The 22,300-nt window shown below is 66.1% G+C and carries 19 protein-coding genes and 1 tRNA gene; 8 read left to right on the forward strand and 12 right to left on the reverse strand.

The window, feature by feature from the left end; all coding sequences use genetic code 11:
* A complete protein-coding gene (locus MU449_RS08520; RefSeq protein ID WP_244737593.1) occupies positions 1-1,002 on the reverse strand; it encodes a hydroxyacid dehydrogenase in 1,002 nt (333 codons plus the stop codon).
* A 168-nt stretch (positions 1,003-1,170) separates the two neighbouring features.
* On the opposite strand from MU449_RS08520, the gene MU449_RS08525 reads away from it, so the two are divergent.
* Positions 1,171-2,064, forward strand: coding sequence for a LysR family transcriptional regulator (locus tag MU449_RS08525; protein WP_244737594.1), 894 nt, complete (start codon positions 1,171-1,173; stop codon positions 2,062-2,064).
* Between the two features lie 32 nt (positions 2,065-2,096).
* Here the strand turns inward: MU449_RS08525 and MU449_RS08530 are convergent, their stop codons facing one another.
* From MU449_RS08530 to MU449_RS08565, 8 genes are all read right to left on the reverse strand, one after another.
* Positions 2,097-2,792 carry an RraA family protein gene (locus tag MU449_RS08530; RefSeq protein ID WP_244737595.1) on the reverse strand — a complete coding sequence of 232 codons (696 nt, stop codon included), beginning with the start codon at positions 2,790-2,792 and terminating at the stop codon, positions 2,097-2,099.
* Between the two features lie 10 nt (positions 2,793-2,802).
* Positions 2,803-3,675 (reverse strand): NAD(P)-dependent oxidoreductase, encoded by an 873-nt coding sequence (locus MU449_RS08535; RefSeq protein ID WP_244737596.1) that lies wholly within the window; start codon positions 3,673-3,675, stop codon positions 2,803-2,805.
* A 30-nt stretch (positions 3,676-3,705) separates the two neighbouring features.
* Entirely contained in the window at positions 3,706-4,542 is an 837-nt protein-coding gene (locus tag MU449_RS08540) for an HpcH/HpaI aldolase/citrate lyase family protein (RefSeq protein ID WP_244737597.1), read from the reverse strand.
* Positions 4,539-5,705, reverse strand: a complete 1,167-nt coding sequence (locus tag MU449_RS08545) for a CaiB/BaiF CoA transferase family protein (RefSeq protein ID WP_244737598.1) — start codon at positions 5,703-5,705, stop codon at positions 4,539-4,541. Before MU449_RS08545 ends, MU449_RS08540 begins: the two co-directional genes overlap by 4 nt.
* Before the next feature lies 1 nt (position 5,706).
* Positions 5,707-6,783 (reverse strand): ABC transporter ATP-binding protein, encoded by a 1,077-nt coding sequence (locus MU449_RS08550; RefSeq protein ID WP_244737599.1) that lies wholly within the window; start codon positions 6,781-6,783, stop codon positions 5,707-5,709.
* Positions 6,776-8,494 carry an ABC transporter permease gene (locus tag MU449_RS08555; RefSeq protein WP_244737600.1) on the reverse strand — a complete coding sequence of 573 codons (1,719 nt, stop codon included), beginning with the start codon at positions 8,492-8,494 and terminating at the stop codon, positions 6,776-6,778. Before MU449_RS08555 ends, MU449_RS08550 begins: the two co-directional genes overlap by 8 nt.
* Before the next feature lie 48 nt (positions 8,495-8,542).
* Entirely contained in the window at positions 8,543-9,637 is a 1,095-nt protein-coding gene (locus MU449_RS08560; protein ID WP_244737601.1) for an ABC transporter substrate-binding protein, read from the reverse strand.
* Between the two features lie 238 nt (positions 9,638-9,875).
* Positions 9,876-10,613, reverse strand: coding sequence for an IclR family transcriptional regulator (locus MU449_RS08565; RefSeq protein WP_244737602.1), 738 nt, complete (start codon positions 10,611-10,613; stop codon positions 9,876-9,878).
* 251 nt (positions 10,614-10,864) lie between these two features.
* Here MU449_RS08565 and MU449_RS08570 point away from each other — a divergent pair, with 251 nt between their 5' ends.
* Genes MU449_RS08570 through MU449_RS08585 form a run of 4 tightly spaced genes read left to right on the forward strand, consistent with a single transcriptional unit; the run spans position 10,865 to position 19,045 of the window.
* Positions 10,865-12,985, forward strand: a complete 2,121-nt coding sequence (locus MU449_RS08570; RefSeq protein WP_244737603.1) for a phage tail protein — start codon at positions 10,865-10,867, stop codon at positions 12,983-12,985.
* Positions 12,986-12,994: 9 nt separating this feature from the next.
* Positions 12,995-16,039, forward strand: a complete 3,045-nt coding sequence (locus tag MU449_RS08575; protein WP_244737604.1) for a SwmB domain-containing protein — start codon at positions 12,995-12,997, stop codon at positions 16,037-16,039.
* A gap of 11 nt (positions 16,040-16,050) precedes the next feature.
* A complete protein-coding gene (locus tag MU449_RS08580) occupies positions 16,051-16,821 on the forward strand; it encodes a hypothetical protein (RefSeq protein ID WP_244737605.1) in 771 nt (256 codons plus the stop codon).
* Between the two features lies 1 nt (position 16,822).
* Positions 16,823-19,045 (forward strand): sulfatase-like hydrolase/transferase, encoded by a 2,223-nt coding sequence (locus MU449_RS08585; protein ID WP_244737606.1) that lies wholly within the window; start codon positions 16,823-16,825, stop codon positions 19,043-19,045.
* 32 nt (positions 19,046-19,077) lie between these two features.
* On the opposite strand, the gene MU449_RS08590 is transcribed toward MU449_RS08585, so the two are convergent.
* Together MU449_RS08590 and MU449_RS08595 are read right to left on the reverse strand one after the other, a co-directional pair.
* Positions 19,078-19,566: a hypothetical protein gene (locus tag MU449_RS08590; protein ID WP_244737607.1), complete on the reverse strand. Its 489-nt coding sequence runs from the start codon at positions 19,564-19,566 to the stop codon at positions 19,078-19,080.
* A 327-nt stretch (positions 19,567-19,893) separates the two neighbouring features.
* Positions 19,894-19,968: transfer RNA gene (locus MU449_RS08595), tRNA-Thr, on the reverse strand.
* Positions 19,969-20,072: 104 nt separating this feature from the next.
* On the opposite strand from MU449_RS08595, the gene MU449_RS08600 reads away from it, so the two are divergent.
* The 3 genes from MU449_RS08600 to MU449_RS08610 are packed head-to-tail and all read left to right on the forward strand — an operon-like array spanning position 20,073 to position 22,038.
* Entirely contained in the window at positions 20,073-20,240 is a 168-nt protein-coding gene (locus MU449_RS08600) for a hypothetical protein (RefSeq protein WP_244737608.1), read from the forward strand.
* A complete protein-coding gene (gene murA / locus MU449_RS08605; protein ID WP_244737609.1) occupies positions 20,240-21,505 on the forward strand; it encodes a UDP-N-acetylglucosamine 1-carboxyvinyltransferase in 1,266 nt (421 codons plus the stop codon). Before MU449_RS08600 ends, murA begins: the two co-directional genes overlap by 1 nt.
* Positions 21,506-21,561: 56 nt before the next feature.
* Positions 21,562-22,038, forward strand: a complete 477-nt coding sequence (locus MU449_RS08610) for a DUF2948 family protein (protein WP_244737610.1) — start codon at positions 21,562-21,564, stop codon at positions 22,036-22,038.
* Here MU449_RS08610 and MU449_RS08615 read toward each other — a convergent pair.
* A complete protein-coding gene (locus tag MU449_RS08615; RefSeq protein WP_244737611.1) occupies positions 22,032-22,283 on the reverse strand; it encodes a hypothetical protein in 252 nt (83 codons plus the stop codon). The genes MU449_RS08610 and MU449_RS08615 overlap by 7 nt on opposite strands.
* Positions 22,284-22,300: the final 17 nt, after the last annotated feature.

Genomic DNA, 22,300 nt, shown 5'->3' on the forward strand with positions numbered 1-22,300 from the left:
TCAAACTCCTTCCGCCGCGGGGGCGTTCTGCGCCAGCAAGTGGCGGTTCGCAACGCGTTCGGGCGGCACGGGACGCCCCTGAATGATGTCGAGCGCACCTTCCACCGCCGCGCGGGCGACACGCGCGCCCGCCTCGGCGGTGACGCCCGCCACATGGGGCGACAGCAGGATGCGCGGTTCGCCAAAGAAGGCGTGATCGGCCGGGGGCGGTTCCACGGCGAAGCTGTCCAGCGCGGCCCCGCTCAGATGCCCCGAACGCACCGCGTCCAGAAGCGCCGCCTCGTCGATCAGGCCCCCGCGGGCGGTGTTGACCACCACCGCGCCCTGCGGCAACACCGCCAGACGCCGCGCATCCAGCAGGTTCCGCGTCTCGGCGGTCAGCGGGCAATGAAGGCTGACGATGTCCGATCCGGCCAGCAAAGCGTCAAGGTCGGTGACCCGCGCAACACCCGCCTGTTCGAACACGCTGTCCGGGGCGTGGGGATCATAGGCCGAGACGCGCAGGCCGAACCCCTGCGCCATGCGGGCGGTCGCGCGGGCGATGGCGCCGATGCCGACCAGACCCATCCGCAGGCCCGCGATCTCACGGCCCAGAAACCCGGGCTTTTCCCACCGACCGGCGCGCATCCCGGCATCCAGCGATCCAAGCTGCTTCGTCACGGCCAAGACGGACGCCATCGTGTGTTCGGCCACGGAGACGGCATTGCCGCCCGGCACGCTCAGCACCGGAATGCCGCGCTCCGCCGCCGCCGCAAGGTCGATATTGTCCACGCCGGCACCATGCTTGGCGATGACGCGCAGATCCGGCGCCGCCTCGATGACGGCGGCGGTCACGCGGCCCATCCGCGACAGGATCGCCGTGGCCCCCGCATCCCGGACCGTCTGGATCAACTTGGCCTCGTCGGCATAAGGCGGCATGAACACCAGCGTCGCCCCACGCTCTTCGGCCAGCGCCACCGCCGTCGCATCAAGGCGCGGCCCGGTCACGATTATCGTTGTCACGTCATCATCCTCCGCAGGCAGCCCGAAGTTCCGCCCGACTTTTTGATTGAGATCATGGGACCGCGATGCCTCCAACATCCGGTCCACCCTCCTGGGTTCCTGTGGTATGACGAAACGAAGCTTAACGGAAACGCCAATAATTAATGCACAGATGAAGAAGAACTGAACATGGACACGCGACAGTTGCGCACCCTTCTGGCCATCGTCCAGCACAACAGCTTTGCCCGGGCGGCCGACACGGTGCATGTGACGCCGTCGGCGGTCAGCCAGCAGATCCGGGCGCTGGAGAGCGAGCTGGACGTTCTGATCTTTCAACGCGGCACCCGCCCCCCTACCCTGACCGCCCAAGGCGCGCAGGTGGTCGAAATGGCGCGCGACATGCTGCGCCGCGAGGAGGAGGCCCGCACCGTTCTGTCCGGCAGCGGGCTTGAGGGAACGCTGGTCGTCGGCTCGGTGCGGACCAGCGCGCTGCGGGTGCTGCCGCGCGCCATCTCGCGGATGCGGCTGGCCTTCCCGCAACTCAAGGTCAACCTGCGCCTCGCCAATTCCGCCGCGCTGATCGAGGATGTGTCGGCGGGGCGGCTCGATGCGGCGGTCGTGGCGGAAAACCTGGCGATCCGCCCCGGAATCCGGTGGCGGCCCTTTCTGCGCGAACCCTTGTGGCTGATCGCCCCCGCCGCGATGGCGGGGTCCACGGTCGCGGATATCCTGAACCGACGCCCCTATTTGCGGTTCTGCGCCCCGGTTCCGCTGGCCAGCCTGATCGACGCCGAACTGTCGCGCATGGGGGCCGCCCCGCAGGTCATCGCAGAGCTGGATTCGATCTCCGCCATCATGTCCTGCGTGACCGAGGGGATGGGCGTGTCCGTCGTCCCGGATGTCGCGCTGACCGAACCGGGGGCCGAAGGGCTGGTTCGCCTGCCGTTCGGCGCGCCCCAGATCCTTCGCCAGATCGGGCTTGTGGACCGCGTGCCGAGCAGCCGGGGCGTGATCATCGATCAGTTCCACGACCTGCTGGCCGCCAGTTCGGGCGTCCACGGCATAAGGCGTGATGTGCCGTAGGGGCGACGGACGCGGGGCCCCGGATCGCGCGGTCAGCGGTCGGACCAGACGCAGTCCAGTATCTCGCACCCCTTGTCCGCCAAGGCGCGGTCGATCCATGACGTGTCGGCGGTGCCTGCCTTGATGGCCGCCATCTTGTCCTGCTCGGCGGCCTGCTTTGCGCGGGTCATCGTCAGGATGTCACGTGCGTCGGCGGGCGGAATCGCCACAAGGCCATCCTCATCCCCCACGATGATGTCGCCCGGATGAATGACCACGCCCCCCACGGTGACAGGAACGTTGATCTCTCCCGGTCCGTCCTTGTAGGGGCCTGCGGGGGTTACCCCGGCGGCATAGATCGACAGCGGCAGGTCGCGCAAGGTTGCCAGATCGCGGATCGCCCCATCGATGACAATCCCGCCCAGCCGCCTTTCGATCGCGGTCTGCATCATCAACTCCCCGGTTATGGCGGTCGTCAGATCCCCGTGCCCGTCGAACACGATGACGTCACCCGGCGCGGCCATGTCCAGTGCCTTATGCAGCATCAGGTTGTCGCCCGCCCGCGATTTGACCGTGAAGGCCGGACCGGCCATATCCACGCGGCTGATCCGCCGCAGGCGGGCATCCAGAAGCGAGGCGCGGTTCATCGTATCGCCGATATTGGCCACGGGCAGACCGCGAAACCCATCGACCAAGGCGGGGTCCGGGCGGTTCAGGCGGGTGAAGATGCGAAAGCCGGGATTGGGCATGACCATGTCCTTATGCAGAAAGAGCGGCAAGAATATCCTGAAAATCGGCCGGGGGTTTGCCGCCGAAATGATCGCGCAGACCCCGATCCTTGCACCAGGCCAGCTTGTCCCTGCCGGCGACCGACATCGTCGCATCAAGACCGAGGGAGTTGAGCGTGGCCACCACCTCATCCATCTCATGCTCGCGCCGTTCGGCATGGATGACGGCCCGGCACATCAGGTCGCTGGCGGTCTTGCGGAAGTCGTCCGTGCGGATCGATTGGCCGATGGAGGCCAGAACATCCTCCTCAATCCCGAAGGCGCGTCCCGCGATCACCGTCTCCAACAGCAGCATGACGTAGCCCTTCATGAAGATCGACCGGAACATTTTGGAGGCCGACGCCATTCCGGTCGGCCCGTCCAGGGCGGTGATCCCCATCCCATGGGCGTTGCCGAAGGCGGCGAAGGCGGCCGCCCCCGGACCGGAGGCCAGCATCGGCACCTTGTGGCGCAATCCGGGCACCGTGCCCATTATGGCCACATCGACGAAGGGAATACCCTCCGGCATCAGGGCCTCCACCGCGCGCTTGGTGTCCGGCCCGGCCGAATTGAGGTCGACATAGATCTGTCCCACCCGCAAAAGCGGTGCCACCTGCCGCGCCACCGGCACGGCGGCGCTGGCGCTGATGGAACAGATGACGATGTCGACCGCGCGGATCAACGCCTCGGCCGATGGGTGAAGCGCAACCTGCGCCTGGGCCGCCCGTTCGGCGATCATCGCCTGCGCGGGCGGGGTCTGCCATGCGGCGTCATAGGCGTGCACACCGGCAAAGCCCTCCTCCCTCAACCCGTCAGCGATGTTGAACGACGCCTCGCCAAAGCCCAGAAATCCGATGGTGGTCATGATGGGAAACCTTTCCGCGATACCCGCGTCTCATACATCCGATGGACGGCCCGTGACGGACAGCAGGCGTTCCGCCCGCGTCACGATCGGCGCGTCGATGAATTTTCCGTCCAGCGTGAAGGCCCCGCGCCCCGCCGCCGCCTGCGCTGCATTCGCCGCAACCACCCGGCGGGCCCAAGCGACCTCCTCCGGGGTGGGCGCGAACCCCTCGTTCAGAATGGGCACCACCGCCGGATGGATGCAGCTGGCCCCGTCAAAGCCGAAATCCCGCGCCTCGCGCGCGGCGTCGCGGATCGCCACGGGATCGGTGTAATCCACGGTGCTGCGGAACATGCCGAAGGACAGGACACCCGCCGCCTTGGCCGCGTAATGGATCATCAGCTTGGGCATCCGCAGCACCTCGGCGGTCGGGCGTGCGCCCATCGATGTCGCGAGATCCTCGCCGCCCGCGGACAGGCCAAGGACACGGGGGCCCTTGGCGATGCTCCGCGCCTCGAACAGGCCTTCGGCATCCTCGATCAGCGGCACGAAGGCGATGGAAGGGCGCCCGCCTTCCAGCGGGGTCAGGTGGGCGTCCAGATCGTGCAGGACGTCCACCCCGCGCACCTTGGGCAGATAGAGCGCCTCCGCCCCCGCCCGAACGGCCGCCGCCGCATCCTCGAACAGCCGCTCCGTCATGTTGACGCGCACGAAGACGCGCCCGCCGACCATCGGCACGCTGCCTGCCAGCGCCTCGCGCGCCGCCGTCTTGCCCGCCTCCGGGACGGCATCCTCAAGGTCGATGATGACGGCATCGGCGCCACGCTGCCCGGCCTTTTCCAGAAAACGCGGCGTGTTGCCCGGCACATACAGGAGCGAGCGGATCATGGGGTCATCCCCAGTTCGGCCAGGATCTGGTCGGTATGCTCTCCGATGTCCGGCGCGGGACGGCGAAATCCCCCGGCGGTGTGCGACAGGCGCGGAAAGATGTTGTGCTGCGGCAGGTGGCCGTTGTCGGCATCCTCCACATCCACAATGATTTCGCGTTCGGCGAAGTGGGGATCCTCTGCAATATCGGCAATGTCATAGACGGGGCCGACCGTGGCCCCTGCCGCGCGCATTCCGGCCAGCGCCTCGTCGCGCGGACGGGCCAGAAACCACTGCGCCACCGCCGTGTCCACGATGTCGCGATGGGCGACGCGGGCCATGTTGGTGGCGAAACGCGGATCGTCCTTCATGTCGGGGCGGCCGATGACGTCGAAGATGCGCATGGCGACGGTCTGGGTCGATCCCGAAAGCGCCGCGAACTTGCCGTCGCTGCAGCGATAGACGTTGCGGGGCGACACGGTGTTCGACGCCGAACCCGACCGTTCCTTGACCCGCCCCGTGGTCTTGTAGATCGCGGCCTCCGGGCCGAGGACGGCGAAGATCGGTTCCAGCAGCGACAGGTCGATCACCTGCCCCGACGCATCGCCACGTTCGCGGGCGAACAGGGCCATCATCGCGGCATTGGCCCCGGTGAACCCCGCGATCATGTCGGCCAGCGCCAAAGGCGGCAGAACCGGTTCCCGGTCGGGGAACCCGGTCCGCGCGGCAAACCCGCTCATCGCCTCGACCAAGGTGCCAAAGCCGGGCAGTCTCGCGTAGGGGCCGGTCTGGCCAAATCCCGAGATGCGCACCGTGATCAGCCGCGGATTGATCGTGGCCAGAATGTCGGGGCCAAGGCCCATCTCCTCCAGCGTGCCGGGGCGGAAGTTCTCGATGAAGATGTCGGCGGTTTCAAGCAGCCGGCGCAGCACCGCCATGGCCGACGCCTCGCGCAAGTTCAGCGCGATGGAGCGTTTGTTGCGGCCATAGGTCTTCCAGTGCAGCGACTGCCCGCCATCGCGCCAGTCGCGCAGCGGATCGCCCTGCGGGGGTTCGACCTTGATCACGTCGGCGCCGAAATCGGCCAGTTGCAAGGACAGCATGTTGCCCGCGACAAGGCGCGACAGGTCGATCACGCGCACCCCATGCAGGGGGCCGCGTTGCGTTTCGTCGAAACGGATCATCTCAGCTTCCCCCGAACTTCTCGGCGAACACGGTGCAATGGTCGGCGGGAATGTGGACGATGACGGTGGGGTCGTTGATTTCCCATGTGGTCTGGATGCGGAATTCCAGCGCGCCGGAGCGGACGACATATTGCCAGACCGACCCGAGATAGACCTTCTGTTCCACGCGGGCGCGCAGGCAGTTCGCGCCCATGTCCGACACGACCTCGATGCGTTCGGGGCGAATGGCGACGACAAGCGATCCGTCCTGACCCGCCCGCCCCGGCGCGGTGGTGATCTCGGTCCCGTCGGCAAGCCGAACGCGCGCGCGGTCCGCCCCCGCCTCGATCATCGTGGCATCAAGGAAGTTGGACGACCCGATGAAATCGGCCACGAAACTGTCGGCGGGCCGTTCATAGATGTCGCGGGGGGAGCCGAGCTGGCGCATACGTCCCATGCTCATCACGGCGATCCGGTCCGACACGGCCAACGCCTCGGCCTGATCGTGGGTCACATAGATGGTGGTGACGTTCAGACGTTCCTGCAATTCGCGCAGCCAGACGCGGGCGCGTTCGCGCAGTTTCGCGTCCAGGTTCGACAACGGTTCGTCCAGCAGCAAAAGCGGCGGGCGATAGACCAGCGCGCGGGCCAGCGCCACGCGCTGCTGCTGCCCGCCCGACAGTTCGAACGGGAAACGGTCGGCATAGGGCAGCATCTCTACCAGGCCCAACGCTTCCTTGATGCGCGCGTCGCGTTCGGATTTTCCCATCTTTCGAAGGATCAACGGAAAGGCGAGGTTGTCGGCCACCGACTTGTGCGGCCACAGGGCATAGCTTTGGAACACAAGACCGATGTTGCGCCGTTCGGGCGGCACCGTGTTCTTAGGATTGCCGTCGAACAGCACCTTGTCGCCCACGCGGATGGTGCCCGACGTGGCGTGGTTCAGACCGGCCACCGCGAAAAGCGAGGTGGACTTGCCGCAGCCCGAGGGGCCCAGCAGCGTCAGGAACTCGCCCGAGGCGACGTGGATGTTCAAATCTTCCACCGCCGTGACAGCGCCATACTTGATGGTCAGATTTTCAAGGACGAGATCAGCCATAGATCTTGGCTCCCAGCAGTCGGCGCGCAAGGATGACGAACAGCGCCGTGATGATGACTTGGATTGTGGCAAGGGCGGAGACGGGGCCGTTATCCCCTTGGGCCACAAGTTGCAGCATGGTGGTGCCGATAATCTCGGACCCCGGCTGATACAGGAAGGCGGCGGTCACATATTCCTTGAAGAAGTGGATGAACAGAAGCGCATAGCAGCTGAACAGAGCAGGCTTCAGGATCGGCATGATGATCCGCGTGACGGTGGTCCACCAATCCGCGCCGGAAATGCGCGCGCCGCGGTCCAGCTCCTCGCCGATCTGGGCCAGCGCCGGGGCGATGGCGCCGAACCCCACGGGAATGTAGCGCACCATGAAGGCGATGATCAGAACGACGATGGTCCCCCGGATCAGGTCCGCCCCCGGCAGCCAGATCACGGCATAGAAGAAGCCCAACCCGGCGATGATCCCGGGAAGCGAGCGCGGAAACAGCGCCACATATTCCAGCGGGCGGCGAAAGCGGAACTCGGACCGCCGGGCCACAAGGGCGATGACGCAGATGAAGAACGTGCCCAGCGCGGCGCCGATCGTGGCCACCAGAACCGAGTTTACGATCGAGCGCATATAGGTGGACGAACTGAACACCAGATCGAAGTTCGCCGTCGTCAGCACCTTCCAGAACGGGATCAACGGGGTCAGGAAGCTGACGGCAGACCGGGCGAAGATGCCCCCGAACACGGCAAGAATGGTGAAGAAGATGAAGCCGAAGACGAACAGAAAGGCCGGCCAGCGCCACACGCCCAGATCGAGGATCGACGGACGGCTTGCCTTGCCGCGCACGGTCACGAACCGCCCTGCCCCCTGCATCAGATACCCTTGTAGCCAGACGAGTGCCGCGACCAGGATCAACAGCAGGATCGCCGCCGCGCCGACGATGCCGTATTCAGGCCGCACGGCGGCGTTGATGCCCTTGTCATACAGGAATGTCGTGACGGTCTGGATGCCCGACGGCCCCCCGAACAGAAGCGGGATGGCCAGCATCTCGATCCCGACGACGAAGTTGAGCACGGCGGAATAGATGACGGCCGGACGGATCATGGGAATGGTCACCGACCACAGCGCGCGGAACGGCCCCGCGCCGGCAGAACGGGCCGCATCCTCAAGCTGCGGGTCGGCCTTGGTCACGGCGGCAAGACACATGAGATAGGTGAGCGGCGCCTGGCTCAGCCCGGCGACGACCCCCATGCCCGTCACGGTGTAAAGGTTCCAGGGCGCCCCGCCGAGATAACTTTTCGCCGCCAGCGTCACGAAGCCCGACGGGCCGTACATCGTGAACCAACCGAACGCGATCACCAGATTGGACACGAACAGCGGCCAGATGAAGATCTCGCCCATCCAGCGCCGACCGGGCAGGTTCGTGCGCCCGACCAGAACGGCCATGACGGCGCCGAACACCTGCGCCAGCACCATGGTCAGCACGCCGAAATACAGGGTGTTGAAGAACACGCGGGCCATTCCGGGTTCCGACGCAAGGCGCGCAAAGTTGCCCAGAGTGAAGTCCGATGTCGTGTCATAAAGCGGTTTGTCAAGAAACGCCTGTATCACGATCGGCAGGATGGGACCGGCGACCAGAACCGTGGTCAGGGCCGCGACCCCCCAGAAGATCAGGCGTGACCGGTCGATCGGCGCGCGGGTGGCGCCGGTGGCGGGACGTTCCGTCATCAATCAATCCTATGGACAGGACGGGTGGCGCGCGGCCACCCGCAATGCTCAGTTACCGGCCAGCGCCGCGTTCCATTTTTCGACGAAGGGGCCGGCCTCGGTGATCAGGCGTTCGTCAAAGCCCGCCACGATCAGGTTGTCTTCGCCGATCAGGTCGGCAATCCCCTGATAGGTATAGCGGACCTCATCCTCCGGCACGTCGTCGCGGTAAGGCACAAGGCCACCCTTGCCGATCAGCGTCTGCCCTTCGGTGGACAGGGCGTAATCCATGAACAGCTTGGCCGAATTCATGTTGGCCGCGCCTTTCGGGATGCCCATGCCGCGCAGCATCATGATCGTGCCGTCATCGGGGAAGGCAAAGCCCAGGATCTCGCCGCCCGGCTGCTCCAGCCGCGGGAAGATGGTGATACCGGACACGGCGATGCCCATGACGTATTCACCCGTCGCAATCTTTTCGTTCATCGGCCCGCCCGAGGTTTCGCCCCGGATCATCGGGCCGATGGCGCGCAAATTGTTCCACCCATCCTCGCCCTTGACGTCCATGTAGTTCCACCACGCCGCCAGACCGAACGAGTTGCGGGCCGCGTCATAGGTGGTGATGCGCCCGTCGAACGTGCCCTCGTCAGCCTCGGCCGCCGTCACGAGGGAGGCAAAGCCCGTGGGGCGCTGATCTTCGGACAGCAAGGCCGCGTTGTAGGTGATGACAAGCGGATCGGACGACATGACGGCCACACCGGGATAGGGCTTGGCGAAGTCGGGAAGGTGGGCGAATTCGGGGCTGTCATACGCCTCCATCAACCCGTCTTTGCCATAGCTGGCCCAACGGTCGTTGGCCCCGGAGACGAGGATGTCGGCGGTGCGGCTGCTCGATCCCTTTTCCGCCTCCCAGCGGGAATGGACGGTGCCGGAGCCGAGGTCGATCGTCTCTACATTGATCCAGGGGAACTCGGCCTTGAAGCCCTCCAGAATCGGCTGCCAGTTGTTGTCGGCCATGTTGGAATAGATGGTCAGCCCGGATTCCCCACGCGACCCCTCGACGATCGTGGAATAATCGTCGGGATAGTAATCGGGCAGGTCTTGCGCCAGAGCCGCCCCCGGCAGGATCACGGCAGCCGTGATAAGATAGCGAAGTTGCAGTTTCATGCGTTCCTCCCAGAACTCGTCTTTCCCTCAGAACCCTGCCGCGTCCACCTCCACGGACTTGGCCCGGCCATGCGACCGCGGCGTCGCCACCCGATCAAAACGCATTCATATGGCGTTCACCATATTGAATGCATTTCTTATAATGAAAGACAACGGGCCGCGGGTCAATGCCCTTTGCCCGCAATTTCAAAAAGGCCCCCGAAGCGGGGGCCTTGCACTATCGCGAAGAAACCGAAACTTAGATCGACCGTACCGCCCTTCGTCGTATCTCCGCGGTCACGGCGCGTGCCGTGGCCAGAGCCGCCGCACCGACCCTGTCTGCCGCCTCGGCCATGCGACCCTGAGGTCCGGAGATGTTGATCGCACCAATGACCCGATCCTGCGCATCGAAGATGGCGGCGGCCACCCCGGCCGCCCCCTCCACCACGCCGTGGGCATTCATGAAGAAACCGTCGCGGCGTGTCACCTCCATCGCCGCGCGAAGGTCTTTCGCCTCGGTCGCGGCGAGGCTTTTTTCAAATTCCGCGACCCTGTCTGCCGGAGAGTGCGCCAAGATCACGATGCCACTCGCCACCTTGTGGGCGGGACGGGTCATCGACATGTCGCGATCGTAACGGATCTCCCGCGCGGGCAGGATCTTGTTCAGATATCGAATGTCCCTCCCCTCAAGAACCGCCAGAAAGCCGGTCTCCCCCACATCCGCCACGGCTTGGGCGATATATGGGGCGGCCAGGGTCAGAAGTGCGCCATGCGTATCCCCGTCTGCCGAAATTTCCCCCGGCAGGCGGATCAAGGTGTAATGCCCCGTGGCGTCGCGTTCCACGTAGCCACGTTCGGCAAGCGTGCGCAGCATCTGCAAGGCGCTTGATTTCGGCATTTCCAAAGCGGTTGCCACTTGCGAAAGAGAGCTCGCGCCCGGTGTTGCGGCGAACCATTCGATCAGATTCAGGATGCGCTCGATACCTCGTCCGCTCATGTTTGCTCCATTCCATATCGTGAACATGTTTCGCATGACCCCGCAGGATTTTCCATCGTCGAAGATGATGACCTTCGTCGGCTTCTCAGATCATACGCTCCCCTTTCCGCGGCCGCTGGCAGATCCGCCTGATCCGCCTGTCGCCGGAAGAGACCGACACGGCCATCCAGAAGCGCACGGTCTGGGCCGGGCTTCAGACCCTCCGCCCGGAATATCCGCTGAACTTCCGCGAGCCGCTGGCGCTGATCGCCTTGCGCATCAAGGCGACCCACCAGATCAACGGCAGCCTCGACAACATCAACATGCTGGCCGAGCGCGTTTGCCTCGATTGGGATGCAGCGTCCCGGTCGTGGATCAAGCGCCCCACCCGCAACCCCGCCGCCCTGTTCCGCCACGTCCTGCAGAGTGCCGCCAACTGGCAACCGGTCTCCGATGCCGCCATCGATCTGGCGCTCCTGCAGGACTGGCACGACTTCTGCCGGGCCAAGGGCCTGCATTATGATCGCGAACTGTCCGAGACCGGATCCACCCTGCGCGAGGTGCTGACCGAGATCGCCGCCGCCGGACGGGCCACGCCGCGCCATGACGGCATCCGCTGGGGCGTGGTGATCGACCGGCCGCAGGATCTGATCGTCGATCATATCAGCCCCCGCAACTCCTGGGCCTTCAGCGCAAGGCGGGCCTATGTCACCCCGCCCCACGCGCTGCGCATCAAGTTCTTCGACGCCGCCAACGACTATCGCCCCGCCGAGCGGCTGGTGCGCTGGCCGGGCCACACGGGCGAGATCGTCCTGACCGAAGAGATGCCGATGCCCGGCAAGACCGACGCGACCGAGGTCTGGCGCGAGGGCTACCGGCGGGCGCTGGAGATCATCCACCGCCCCGACACCTATCAGGCGACGCAGGACGGCCCGGCGCGGGTGGCCACGCGGGGCGATCTCGTCAGCCTGTCGCAGGACGTGCTGGACGGGACGCAGGTCGCGGCGCGGGTGCGGGCGACGGAAGGCACCCTGATCGAGTTAGACGAGGAGGTGGAGATCGTCGCAGGCGAAGCTTACGGCTTGCGCTTCCGGCAGTTCGCCAACGCGACGGACGTCGTCGGCCAGTCGGTCGTTCTGCCGGTGTCGGCCCCCCCCGGCTGGACCCGAACCCTGACCGCCGATGACCCCGCCACCATGCCCGAGGCGGGCGATCTGGTCATGATCGGACGCCGCGCCAAGGAGACGTTCCAGATGCGCGTCACCGGCATCGAGGCGGCGCAGGACATGGCCAGCCTGATCCGCATGGTCGACGCCGCCCCGATCATCGACCAGCTGACCGACAGCGTGGCGATCCCGGCCTGGTCCTCCCGCGTGGGACAGGAATTGGACCTGGCCGACATTGCCCCCGCCACCCCGCGCTTTACGGGCGTTTCAACGGGCGTTGAAGGCACCGAGACGGCGGGGCTGATCGCATTCCTGATCGCCCCCGGCGCATCCCCGATCCCCATCGCCACCTACCGCATCGAGCATCGCCGCAAGGGCACCAGCGCCTGGACGGTCTTCACGATCCCCGTTGCCAATGGCGGCGGCACGATCGACGGCTACACCACGGGCGACCCGGTGGAGATGCGGGCCACGGCGCGCACCTCCTCCGGCCGGGCCAGCGCCGCCACCGCCACGCTGACCTTCGTCGTCGGCGCGAACGACGCCCCGATGCCCGAGGCGCTGGACGCCGACAGCGTCAGCCTGACCGCCCTGCCCGGCGGGGCGACGATCCGGTTCTCCACCGGCGCGGATGCCGACACGACGCAGGTGCAGATTTACCGTTCGCAGACCTCCGGCCTCGATCGCGCGCAGGACAGAGCTGGTGCGCCGATCGCCGTCACGCCGCGAAAGACCTATGCCACCACCCTCGGCGACGGCAACCGCCCCAATCTGATCCGGGGCGGCGACATGGCATCCCCCGCCGCGTGGGACATCGGCGAAGGCTGGTCCATCGCGAATGGGGTCGCCACCCATGGCGGCGACGGCACGGCGGGCACCCTGTCCCAGTCCATTGCGCCGGAGGCGGGGCGGTGGTTCCGGATCGGCCTGCAGGTGACGGTCGCGGCCGGGACGCTCACCCCCCGGCTGGAGGGCGGATCGCGCCGCCCCGGCACGACCCGAACCGCCTCGGGCCTTCATCTCGATCGCATTCAGGCCGTCAGCGGCAACGACCGCTTCGCCCTTGCCCCCTCCCCCGAGTTCGAGGGCACGGTGGACGACGTGGTCGTCTTCCGGGAAACCCCCGCCTGCCTCGATCAGGGCACCCACCACATCTGGCTCGAGCCGCAGAACGGGGACGGCGTCCCCGGCCCGGTGCTCGGCCCCTTCTCCATCACCATCATCTGAGGACCGTTCATGGCCGGACAAGACACCAGCACGCTCGACCCGGTCGCCCTGATCGACGACCTGATCGGCAATCGCGGCGGGTCGACCGCGCGCATCGCCTTCGCGCAGTTCGCCGCACAGCTTCTGGCGCAGATGGGGCCGAGCGTGGCGACACTGTCGGACCTGAACGCCATGGCGACCTGGCCGCGCGGCGCGCTTGCCTTCGTCTGGGATGACGCGACCGCCAGCCGCCGGGGCCTCTACCGCAAGGAATCCGCCTCCGGCAGCGCGACCTGGCAGCGCATCGGCGACCTGCCCACGCAGGTGATCCGGGACCGGGCGCAACACACCGGCACCCAGGACATCGCAACCATCAGCGGGCTGGAGAACCGCTTGTCCGAGGGCTTCACCTACACGCAATACACCGCCAACCCCTCGGGCCGGAACATCCCCGCCACGGCCAAGAGTGTCCTCTGCCTCCCCGGTTCGGGGGTGGTGTCGGTCTGGATCCCGACCGATCCGCCGTCCGGCGGGGCGGAGACGGCCGAGATCGTCAAGGACGCCTCGGGCCGGTGGTTGCGCTGCATCTTCAACGAAGCGGATCTGGCGGCCGAGTTCGCCCGCCTGCAGGCCGAGCAGCGGGACGGCCGCGTCTGGGGGATCTCCGGATCGGAGACGCCGTCCGGGCTGAACGTCCCGGCTTGGGCGAACCTTGTGCAGACGGTGCACAACGCGTCGGGGACATCGCGGGACTGGCGTCCGGTCGGGCCGCCGTCGAACGGTCTGGAAATGTCCGACCTGGTCAAGGATGGCAATCCCCAGCCCCGCTGGTGGGCGCGCGTGGCCGACAATGCGTACCGCGATCGCTCGACCCATACGGGGCAGCAGCCCATGGCGACGATCGAGGGGCTTGGTGCTGCCTTGACCAACGCGGAGGCGGCGCGCGTGACTGGGGACAACCAGCTTCGCGCCGTTGCTCGTGACGGCGTCACGATCCCGCTCATCAACATCGGCGGCACCCCGGACGCCATCACGGCGGACATCTGGCCGTCCTTCCTCACCGCCGGGATCACGACCATCTCCGATACCGCCGAGGTGGTGCTCAACCTGAACGCGCCGAATGCGACCACGTCGCCCACGCTCACGGTGGGCGGATCCACGTTCAACCTGCGCGATATCAACGGCAATCCGGTCGCGGTCGCTTCTCTCAAACCCGGTCGCCCACTCAAAGCGCGGCGCAGCGGGTCCACCATGCGAATTGTGCTTGGGGATGCCACGTCGTTCGAACTGGCGGCGATGCGGGCGGATCGCATCATCGGCGATGCGCAGGGTGGCACGGTCACGTTGGAATCGGTGGGGGGCACGGGGGACGCGATCACCGCCTCGCTCGCTTCCTCCTTGGTCGCGATCGGACTCAGCGCGGCCAATGTCCGCCGGGTCACCTGGACGCAACCGGCCACGAACACCGCCGAACGCCCCACCCTGAACATCGACGGCATGGGGGCGGTCCCGATCTTCAGCTCGGACAACGCGGTCCTTCCGGCGGGGGGCCTCAAGCGCCTGCGCATCTATGAGGCCGTCAAGGTGGCGGGCCGCTGGATCCTGGTGAGCGACGTGAACGCCGCGGACCTGAAGGTGGTGACGGACACCCAGACCGCTCAGGGGGCGCGCGTTGCGATGACGGAACAGCAGATCGCCGCCCTGCGCGGAACGGTTTGGCCGGGGGACGGCCTGACGCTGGTGCGGGCCACCAACGGGCCGGTGCTGATGGTCACACCCGATGGCACCACGCGCGGCCGCTTTCTGGCCGAGGACGTTGTCGGGCTGCAGGACGGGCCCGGCGGATCGGGCGGGGTCGACTTCCTGCCCACCGACACCGGCGACATTCCGATGAACGCCTTCAACATCTGGCAGAAGGCGGAGGGTGTTCTGGGGTTCCTGTCGGACGACTGGATGGGCCGCACCATCGCCTTCGAGAAGCGCGGCGACCGCATCCTCGCGGACACGCCCAGCCTCGCGATCGGCGTTCTGGCCTTCGGCGGCGGGGGTCTGGGGATCGAGCGACCTCTTGTGCAGCGCCATCGCTACCATGTGCTGTCCGAGACGGGCGGGCTCGCGCCCGCCCTGATCGCGGCGGACGCGGCGGCCGTCATGGATCTCGACCTTGCCATGGACAAGGGCCGCAAGCGCCGGACTCTGCTTGCGGCCTCGGTCCCCCAGGCCTCGATCACCGAAGCCGAAGCCCTGCCCGACGCGCCACCCCGGCAGGCGTTCACGGCCAAGCTGGCCGACCTGACGGCGACGTCCGCCGCCTTCGGCAAGACGCTCTTCGTCGATCGAATCCTGCTGTCGCTGCTGGAAGGCTCGCCGAACACGCTCGAACGGACGGCCGACGCGCATTACGCGGCGGTCGGGAACGGGCTGCGCATGGAGGTGGCCGAGGCGACCGATCAGGGGGCGCTGCCACTCCTCGTCGTCAGCCAGTCGGCGGGCACCCGCACCTCCGGGGGATCCGAGGTGATCCTGGCCGAGGCGCGGCTGGACTGGACCCACTTCGCGCTGAACTTCGTGGTCGCCACGCCGAAGTATCCCTTCGCGCTGGCCGATGGCATGCCCGCCACGCACACGACCGGCGCGCTTCGCCTGATCGGCGAGATGGAGGCGCTGGCGGTGGCCGAGATCCACGCGGGCAACAGATGGTTCTGCCCGCTTCTGGAAGAGGCGACGAAGTCGGATGCCCGCACCCTTCGGGCGCGCTTCAACGCGCTCTCGGGCCTCGTTCTGGATGCGGGCGAACACGGGTTCACGGTTCTGGTGAACGGCACCCCGGCCGCGATCACCTCGGCGGCGGTCAGTTCGGGCACCTTCGTCAACCTCACCCTGGCAACCGATCTGCCCGCCTCGGCCGAGATCGAGGTCCGTTATGCCTGGGGCGCCTCGGGGGATCGCGGCGACGGATATGCCGCCAACCGGGGCAAGCTGCGCGACGGCTGGGGACAGGTCTCGCGCTATGACCCCGCCATCACGCTGCGCCGCCACGCGCTGTCCGCGCGCGTCCGCTTCACCGCCGCATAAAGGAGACACGCATGTCCTTCCCACTTCCCTATGCCGTCCCGGCGGCGAACCTGCTGCCCGCATCCCTTGCCCCGCTGACCGACGAGTTCGGCGCGCTGCCGGTCCTGCACATGTGGACCTTGGTCCGGCGTGAGGCGCAGGTTCAGGGCGGCCTTGTGCGCATTCCGCCCCGGCTGGGATCGGTGCCTCTGGTCCAGATCGCCGGGTCGGGCGATGCCATCCTCTGGCAGGCCGAACGGCAGGGCGAGGTGCCGGTCTTCGACAATACGCAGGCGACGGCGAAGCTGTGTGCGATCATCCCCACCCCGCGCGGCGTGTGGTCCGTGCTGGAGGTGGCCCGCCAGACCGCCGCTCTGCCCTATTCCTGGGGCATGAACAGCCCGACGCCGGGGCAGCTGAACCTTCTGAGCGGCATCGTCGGGGTTGGACGGCGCAGCGTGGTCGAAGTGAACGGATCGAACAGTTCGATCACCCCTTACGCCAATACTGATGTCCTGGGCACCGTGCAGGCGAAGGCAACCGTCATCGACTATGGCCGCAAGGAAGTCAGCCAGGCGATCAACGGCGGGGCCTTCGTCACCGCCACCACCACCACCGCGCCGACGCAGATGGGCCAGCTGATCGAACCCACGGATGCGACCGTGCAGATCGATCTGGGGCGGTCCCGCGCGGGCAAGGCGTTCGGCGGCACGCTCATGGATCTGATGATCCTGCAGGGCGACGTGCGCGCGATGAACGGCCTCTGGGCCAAATGGAACAGCTACCGCAGCACATGGGTGTGACATGCCGATCATTCTGAACATCGCCACCGACGACCTCTTCGCCTGGGCCGATTACCTGACGAAGGACAAATACGGCGTGGCCCCCTTCGGGATCGAGCCGGAGCTGCGCGGCCTGAAGCGCCTGCGGGCGCGGTCAACGCATTTCCGGCGCGCCTCGGCGGTGATCGCCGTCTGCATGCCGTCCCGCGCCGCCGTCTACAGCGGCATGTCGCCCGCCGACACGGGCATCTTCAGCAACGCCCCCTCGATCGAGGAAGTCTTGCGGCCCGAACACCTTTGGACCTACGATCTGCGCCGCGCGGGCTGGACGCTCAACAGCTATGGCAAGATCCTGCACGTCGTCGGCGGGTGGGCCTACACCGCCCTGCCGTCCGAGTATTACCAGAAGCTCTACCACAACCCACCGCCCAGCTTCACTATGACCGCCCCCGGCAAGCAGCCGGTGCAGACCTATGCGGGCGTCGAAGGCGGCGGGCGCGGATGGGCGGCGGCCGACGAGCCGGGGCTCTACGACTATCAGGTCGCCCAGGCAGTGATCGACCGCATCAACGGCTATGACGGCACCGGCAACCTTTATCTGGAAGCTGGGTTCAAGGCCCCGCATGAGCCATGGGACTGGCCCCAGCGCCTTTATGACCTCGTGCCTCTGGACAGCATCATCCAGCCCGCCGACTGGCCGCTGTCGTGGGATCTGCTGCCCTTCACCACGAACGAGATGGGCACGGCCAACAGCGGCCTGCTGAACGAAGGGTTCAATGCCTGGGGGCCGAAGCCCTCGGACTGGACGGCGGCGCAGGTGACCGGCTGGAAGAACAGCGTCCGCAACTACATCGTCGGCGTCTTGTGGCTGTCCGATCAGATCGACCGCGTCCTGGACGCGTTGGAGGCCAGCCCCCACAACGCCAGCACCATGATCGTCTTCTGGGGGGATCACGGCTACCATCTGGGCGACAAGGGCCGGTTCCACAAGTTCACCCTGTGGGAGGAGGCCTGCAACGCGGCCTTCATGATCTCGCTTCCGGGGCAGACGCAGACCCAGGACTGCGACGATCCCATCTCCTTGATCGATATCGGCGCGACCATCTGCGATTACGCAGGCGTGCCGTGGCGCGAAGGGCGGCGGGGCATCTCCCTGCGCCCCTATCTCGAGCGGCGGAACGTCCCGGTCGACCGGCTGATCCCGTCCTTCTGGTATGGCTCGGTCAGCGCCTCGGTCGGCAGCAAGCGCATCTCGGCCTATCAGGACGGCAGCTACGAGTTCTTCGACGTGGCCGCGGACCCGTGGTCGGCCAACAACCTGGCCCTGCAGGGCGGTGCGGAGTTCGACGCCCTGCGCGAGAAGCTTCACGCCATGGCGATCGACTGGGGCATGCAGATCCACGAGGAAGGGGCCACGTTGCGGCCGGGGACGCCCATCGCCAGCCTTGTCGGCTATGCGCCGAAGGTGGATCGGTCGCTCACCTCCAGCTTCATCGTCCTGGGCGATCTGGATGCCCGCGCGGAAAGCCCGAACTACAAGACGATGTATGGGCTGAATCGGACGGGGGATCAGGACAAGGTCTATCACCTGCCCGAGGGCGTGGGCGCGTTCCGCAACATCAACACCATCTCCAACGTCGAGATCCACGGCAATGATGGCGACAACCTGTTCAGCATCCAGCAGGTCAGCCAAGGCGCGGAGGCGACGGTGCATACCGGCGAGGGCAACAACCGCGTCATGGGGGCCAACCGCCGCATCGTGACCCATGCCGGATCGGGCGACGATTACGTCTTCGGCCGGGGCGGCGGGTATTTTGACATGGGGGGCGGCAACGACACCCTGATCGGATCGGGCGGGGCGTGGGAGGTCCATGCCGGGGCGGGAAATGACGTGATCAGCCTGTCGGGCACCGGCAACGACGTGGTGTATCTGACCGCAGGGTCGGACCTTGTGAATGTCGGCGCGGGCAATGACACCGTGCACATCCGGGGCGGCTCGCATGTGATCGACCTCGGCGACGGCGTCGATACCGTGATCGCCGGGCGCACGGGCCTGCCCCAGATCATCAGCGGATTGCGCGGCGGCGTCCTCGATCTCTCGGACTGGTCCCCCATCGCGCCGGTGCAGCTGCAACAGGTCGGAGCGGACGTGGCGGTGACGGCCGGGACGGAACGGCTCATCTGCCGATCGCTGACCCTGGCCGAAGCGCGCGCCGCCATCGTCGGGGTTCAGGTGGCGGCGTGATAGATGAAGCAGAGGACAATATAAGGTCAGTATCAGGCGATCCGCGCCATCGCCTTGACCTTGTGATGAACCTTTGCCCAATGCTCGCTTGCTTGGGCTATGCTGACGGCCTCTCGCACAGCCTCGGCGTCATTCAGGGATGACGCCAAACGTATAACCTGGGATATGTTCGCTACAGATGGCGCAAGCCTCATGCCCATGGCGAACTGCTGCATAGCATTTTGGGCATCGCCTTTGAATTTATAGGCGTGACCCGATGCCAGATGGTGCGTTGGGGTTCCAGCTTCCCAGACGTTTTCGGTTTCAGACGGTATCGCCCCCGAAAGGAATGTTCGAACGAAATTCGAGAGAATTCCCACGCGGCCATAGTGACGAATGGTCTTATGGCCGGTGAGATATGATCTGTGCAGGATGGCGTTTGGATAGGCTTCGAGCGCCCAATCCTCTACAAACCGAAGATCAAGCTTTTCCAGAGGATCAAACACGATGAGCGGGGTATCGACACGTCTCTCGTTGATCAACTTGTGCCAAGGTTACGGAGCCTTCAACCTGAAGGCAATAAACCATCACCAAGCGCTCGCGACCATGATGTCTCAGCCAACGTCGGGGTTCAGGTGGCGGCCAGACAACGGCCGTTCAACGGGGCTTTAAGAAGGGCTGAACGCGGTCAGAACGAAAAACGCGCTGCTGCAATATTCGGTGTCATTCACTGCAGATTTGCGTGTCCCGCTACAGGTGTCATTCACTGCAGATTTGCGTGTCCCGCTACAGCTACAGTCATTCACTGCAGATTTGCGTGTCCCGCTACAACTGACAACACCTAAATTTCTGGAATTTAACAGAAAAAATGGTGCTGTGAGAGAGGATTGAACTCTCGACCTCTCCCTTACCAAGGGAGTGCTCTACCACTGAGCTACCACAGCATCGGATCGGTTGGATCGTCTTCGTGGCGGCTGATTAGACATATTCCGCCCGCCATGCAAGCCCCAACTGGACGCTTTTTTGCGCGTCGGTTACAGAGGCTATCATGACGGACGAAAACGGCCACAAACACGGCGGGCGCAAGGGCGCGGAGGGGGCCCCTTCGCAAGCCGCCGATCGGGATGCGCGGCTGAAGGCTGCGTTGAAGGCCAATATGGCGCGCCGGAAACAACAAGCCCGTGCACGGGCGGAAAAGAACGAGGACCAGGGCTGATGGATTCGATTGTTGTGCGCGGGAACGGCCCGCTGAAAGGGCAGATCCCCATCGCGGGGGCCAAGAACGCCTGCCTGACCCTCATGCCGGCGACGCTTCTTACGGATGAGCCGCTGACCCTTACCAATGCGCCGCGCCTGTCGGACATCCGCACGATGACGCAGCTCCTGGGCTCGCTCGGGGCGGAGGTGACGACCCTGCAGCAGGGGCAGGTTCTGGCGCTGTCCTCGCATGATCTGAACAATCATGTGGCCGATTACGACATCGTGCGGAAGATGCGGGCCTCGATTCTGGTGCTGGGGCCGATGCTGGCGCGGGATGGCCAGGCGGTGGTGTCGCTGCCCGGGGGCTGTGCGATCGGCGCGCGGCCGGTGGATCTGCATCTGCGGGCGCTGGAGGCGATGGGCGCCGATCTGGACCTTCGCGACGGCTATGTTCATGCGAAAGCGGTCGGGGGACTGAAGGGCGCGGTGTTCGAATTCCCCGTCGTGTCGGTGGGGGCGACGGAAAATGCGCTGATGGCGGCGACCTTGGCCAAGGGCACGACCGTCCTGAAGAACGCCGCGCGGGAGCCGGAGATCGTCGATCTGGCCCAGTGCCTGCGCCGCATGGGTGCGCAGATCGAAGGGGAAGGCACGTCCACCATCACCATTCAGGGGGTGGACCGTCTTGGCGGCGCGACCCATCCCGTGGTCGCGGACCGGATCGAACTGGGCACCTATATGCTCGCCCCCGCCATCTGTGGCGGAGAGGTGGAGTTGCTGGGGGGCCGCATCGACCTTCTGGCCGCCTTCTGCGAAAAACTGGATGAGGCCGGTGTCTCGGTCCGCGAAAGCGCGAACGGCATCACCGTCAGCCGACAGAATGGCCGGGTGCGCGCGGTGGACGTGGTGACCGAGCCCTTCCCCGGCTTTCCCACCGACCTTCAGGCCCAGATGATGGCCCTTTTGTGCACCGCCGAAGGAACCAGCGTTCTGGAGGAGCGGATTTTCGAGAATCGCTTCATGCATGCCCCCGAACTGATGCGCATGGGCGCGCGGATCGACGTGCATGGCGGCACCGCCACCGTGCACGGCGTGGACAAACTGCGCGGCGCGCCCGTCATGGCGACCGATCTGCGGGCCTCCGTGTCCATGATCCTCGCGGCCCTTGCGGCGGAGGGGGAAACGGTGGTCAGCCGCGTCTATCATCTGGATCGGGGATACGAGAAGGTGGAAGAAAAGCTTTCGGCCTGCGGCGCGCAGATCGAACGCATCCACGCCTGACGCTTGCCCCTGCGGGGGCAGCGCTTATCTGATGCGCATCGGCAACGGAGATGACAATGGCGGATGCACGGTTTGAAGACGGCGTTGAAAAGCCCCTCTATCTTGGGGCCGAAGATGCCGAGGACCTGCGCATCCTGTCATCGCTGGTGCAGGATGCGGTGCTGACCGGGGCCGACATTCGCTGGATGCCGTCCAAGCGGCAATTCGCCCTGCTGCTGAACCGCTTTCGCTGGGAGGACAGGTCTGCTGCGGAACAGTCCGGCCGCGGGGTGGAGCGGGTCCGCGCCGTCCTTGTGTTCGGTGGCGTCCTCTCGGCCCGCAGTCAGGGTGTGGACCGGGCCGAAAAGGATACGGTCCTGTCCATCCTGTCAATCGACTGGGCGGAGGGGGCCGACGCTGCGGGGGAGATGACCATCACCCTCGCCGGGGATGGGGCCATTTCCTTGCGGATGGAAGCGGTGGACGCGACCCTGCGCGACGTCACCCGCCCCTACCTCGCCCCTTCGGGCAAGGCCCCGCATCACGATCAGTGACGGCGACCGTCCACCGGACGGATCTCGACATCCCAATAACGCGGATCGCGATCGCGCATCAGTTCGCCCGCCACCTCCATCGGGCGGGTGGTGGTGATGGTCAGCGGCACGGCGCCGATGGGGCACGCGCCCGTCCCGCCACTGATCAGCATGACTTCGAAAAACGGACTGGCGGTTGCGCTGGACCCGGAACGTGCGGACCCAAGGAATGCCAAGCCGACCTGCTTCAATGTCTGGACAATCATCGGTGAACCTCCTGCTG

It is taken from the genome of Falsirhodobacter halotolerans, from assembly GCF_022899245.1.
In the GTDB taxonomy this organism is placed as follows: Bacteria; Pseudomonadota; Alphaproteobacteria; order Rhodobacterales; family Rhodobacteraceae; genus Falsirhodobacter; species Falsirhodobacter halotolerans.

Bases quoted from the DNA above. Each gene is read 5' to 3' on its own strand.
- MU449_RS08545 (WP_244737598.1), bottom strand. From the start codon at position 5,705: ATGATCCGTTTCGACGAAACGCAACGCGGCCCCCTGCATGGGGTGCGC.
- MU449_RS08580 (WP_244737605.1), top strand. From the start codon at position 16,051: ATGTCCTTCCCACTTCCCTATGCCGTCCCGGCGGCGAACCTGCTGCCC.
- MU449_RS08575 (WP_244737604.1), top strand. From the start codon at position 12,995: ATGGCCGGACAAGACACCAGCACGCTCGACCCGGTCGCCCTGATCGAC.
- murA (WP_244737609.1), top strand. From the start codon at position 20,240: ATGGATTCGATTGTTGTGCGCGGGAACGGCCCGCTGAAAGGGCAGATC.
- MU449_RS08565 (WP_244737602.1), bottom strand. From the start codon at position 10,613: ATGAGCGGACGAGGTATCGAGCGCATCCTGAATCTGATCGAATGGTTC.
- MU449_RS08540 (WP_244737597.1), bottom strand. From the start codon at position 4,542: ATGATCCGCTCGCTCCTGTATGTGCCGGGCAACACGCCGCGTTTTCTG.
- MU449_RS08535 (WP_244737596.1), bottom strand. From the start codon at position 3,675: ATGACCACCATCGGATTTCTGGGCTTTGGCGAGGCGTCGTTCAACATC.
- MU449_RS08610 (WP_244737610.1), top strand. From the start codon at position 21,562: ATGGCGGATGCACGGTTTGAAGACGGCGTTGAAAAGCCCCTCTATCTT.
- MU449_RS08615 (WP_244737611.1), bottom strand. From the start codon at position 22,283: ATGATTGTCCAGACATTGAAGCAGGTCGGCTTGGCATTCCTTGGGTCC.
- MU449_RS08600 (WP_244737608.1), top strand. From the start codon at position 20,073: ATGACGGACGAAAACGGCCACAAACACGGCGGGCGCAAGGGCGCGGAG.
- MU449_RS08550 (WP_244737599.1), bottom strand. From the start codon at position 6,783: ATGGCTGATCTCGTCCTTGAAAATCTGACCATCAAGTATGGCGCTGTC.
- MU449_RS08555 (WP_244737600.1), bottom strand. From the start codon at position 8,494: ATGACGGAACGTCCCGCCACCGGCGCCACCCGCGCGCCGATCGACCGG.
- MU449_RS08530 (WP_244737595.1), bottom strand. From the start codon at position 2,792: ATGCCCAATCCCGGCTTTCGCATCTTCACCCGCCTGAACCGCCCGGAC.
- MU449_RS08585 (WP_244737606.1), top strand. From the start codon at position 16,823: ATGCCGATCATTCTGAACATCGCCACCGACGACCTCTTCGCCTGGGCC.
- MU449_RS08525 (WP_244737594.1), top strand. From the start codon at position 1,171: ATGGACACGCGACAGTTGCGCACCCTTCTGGCCATCGTCCAGCACAAC.
- MU449_RS08560 (WP_244737601.1), bottom strand. From the start codon at position 9,637: ATGAAACTGCAACTTCGCTATCTTATCACGGCTGCCGTGATCCTGCCG.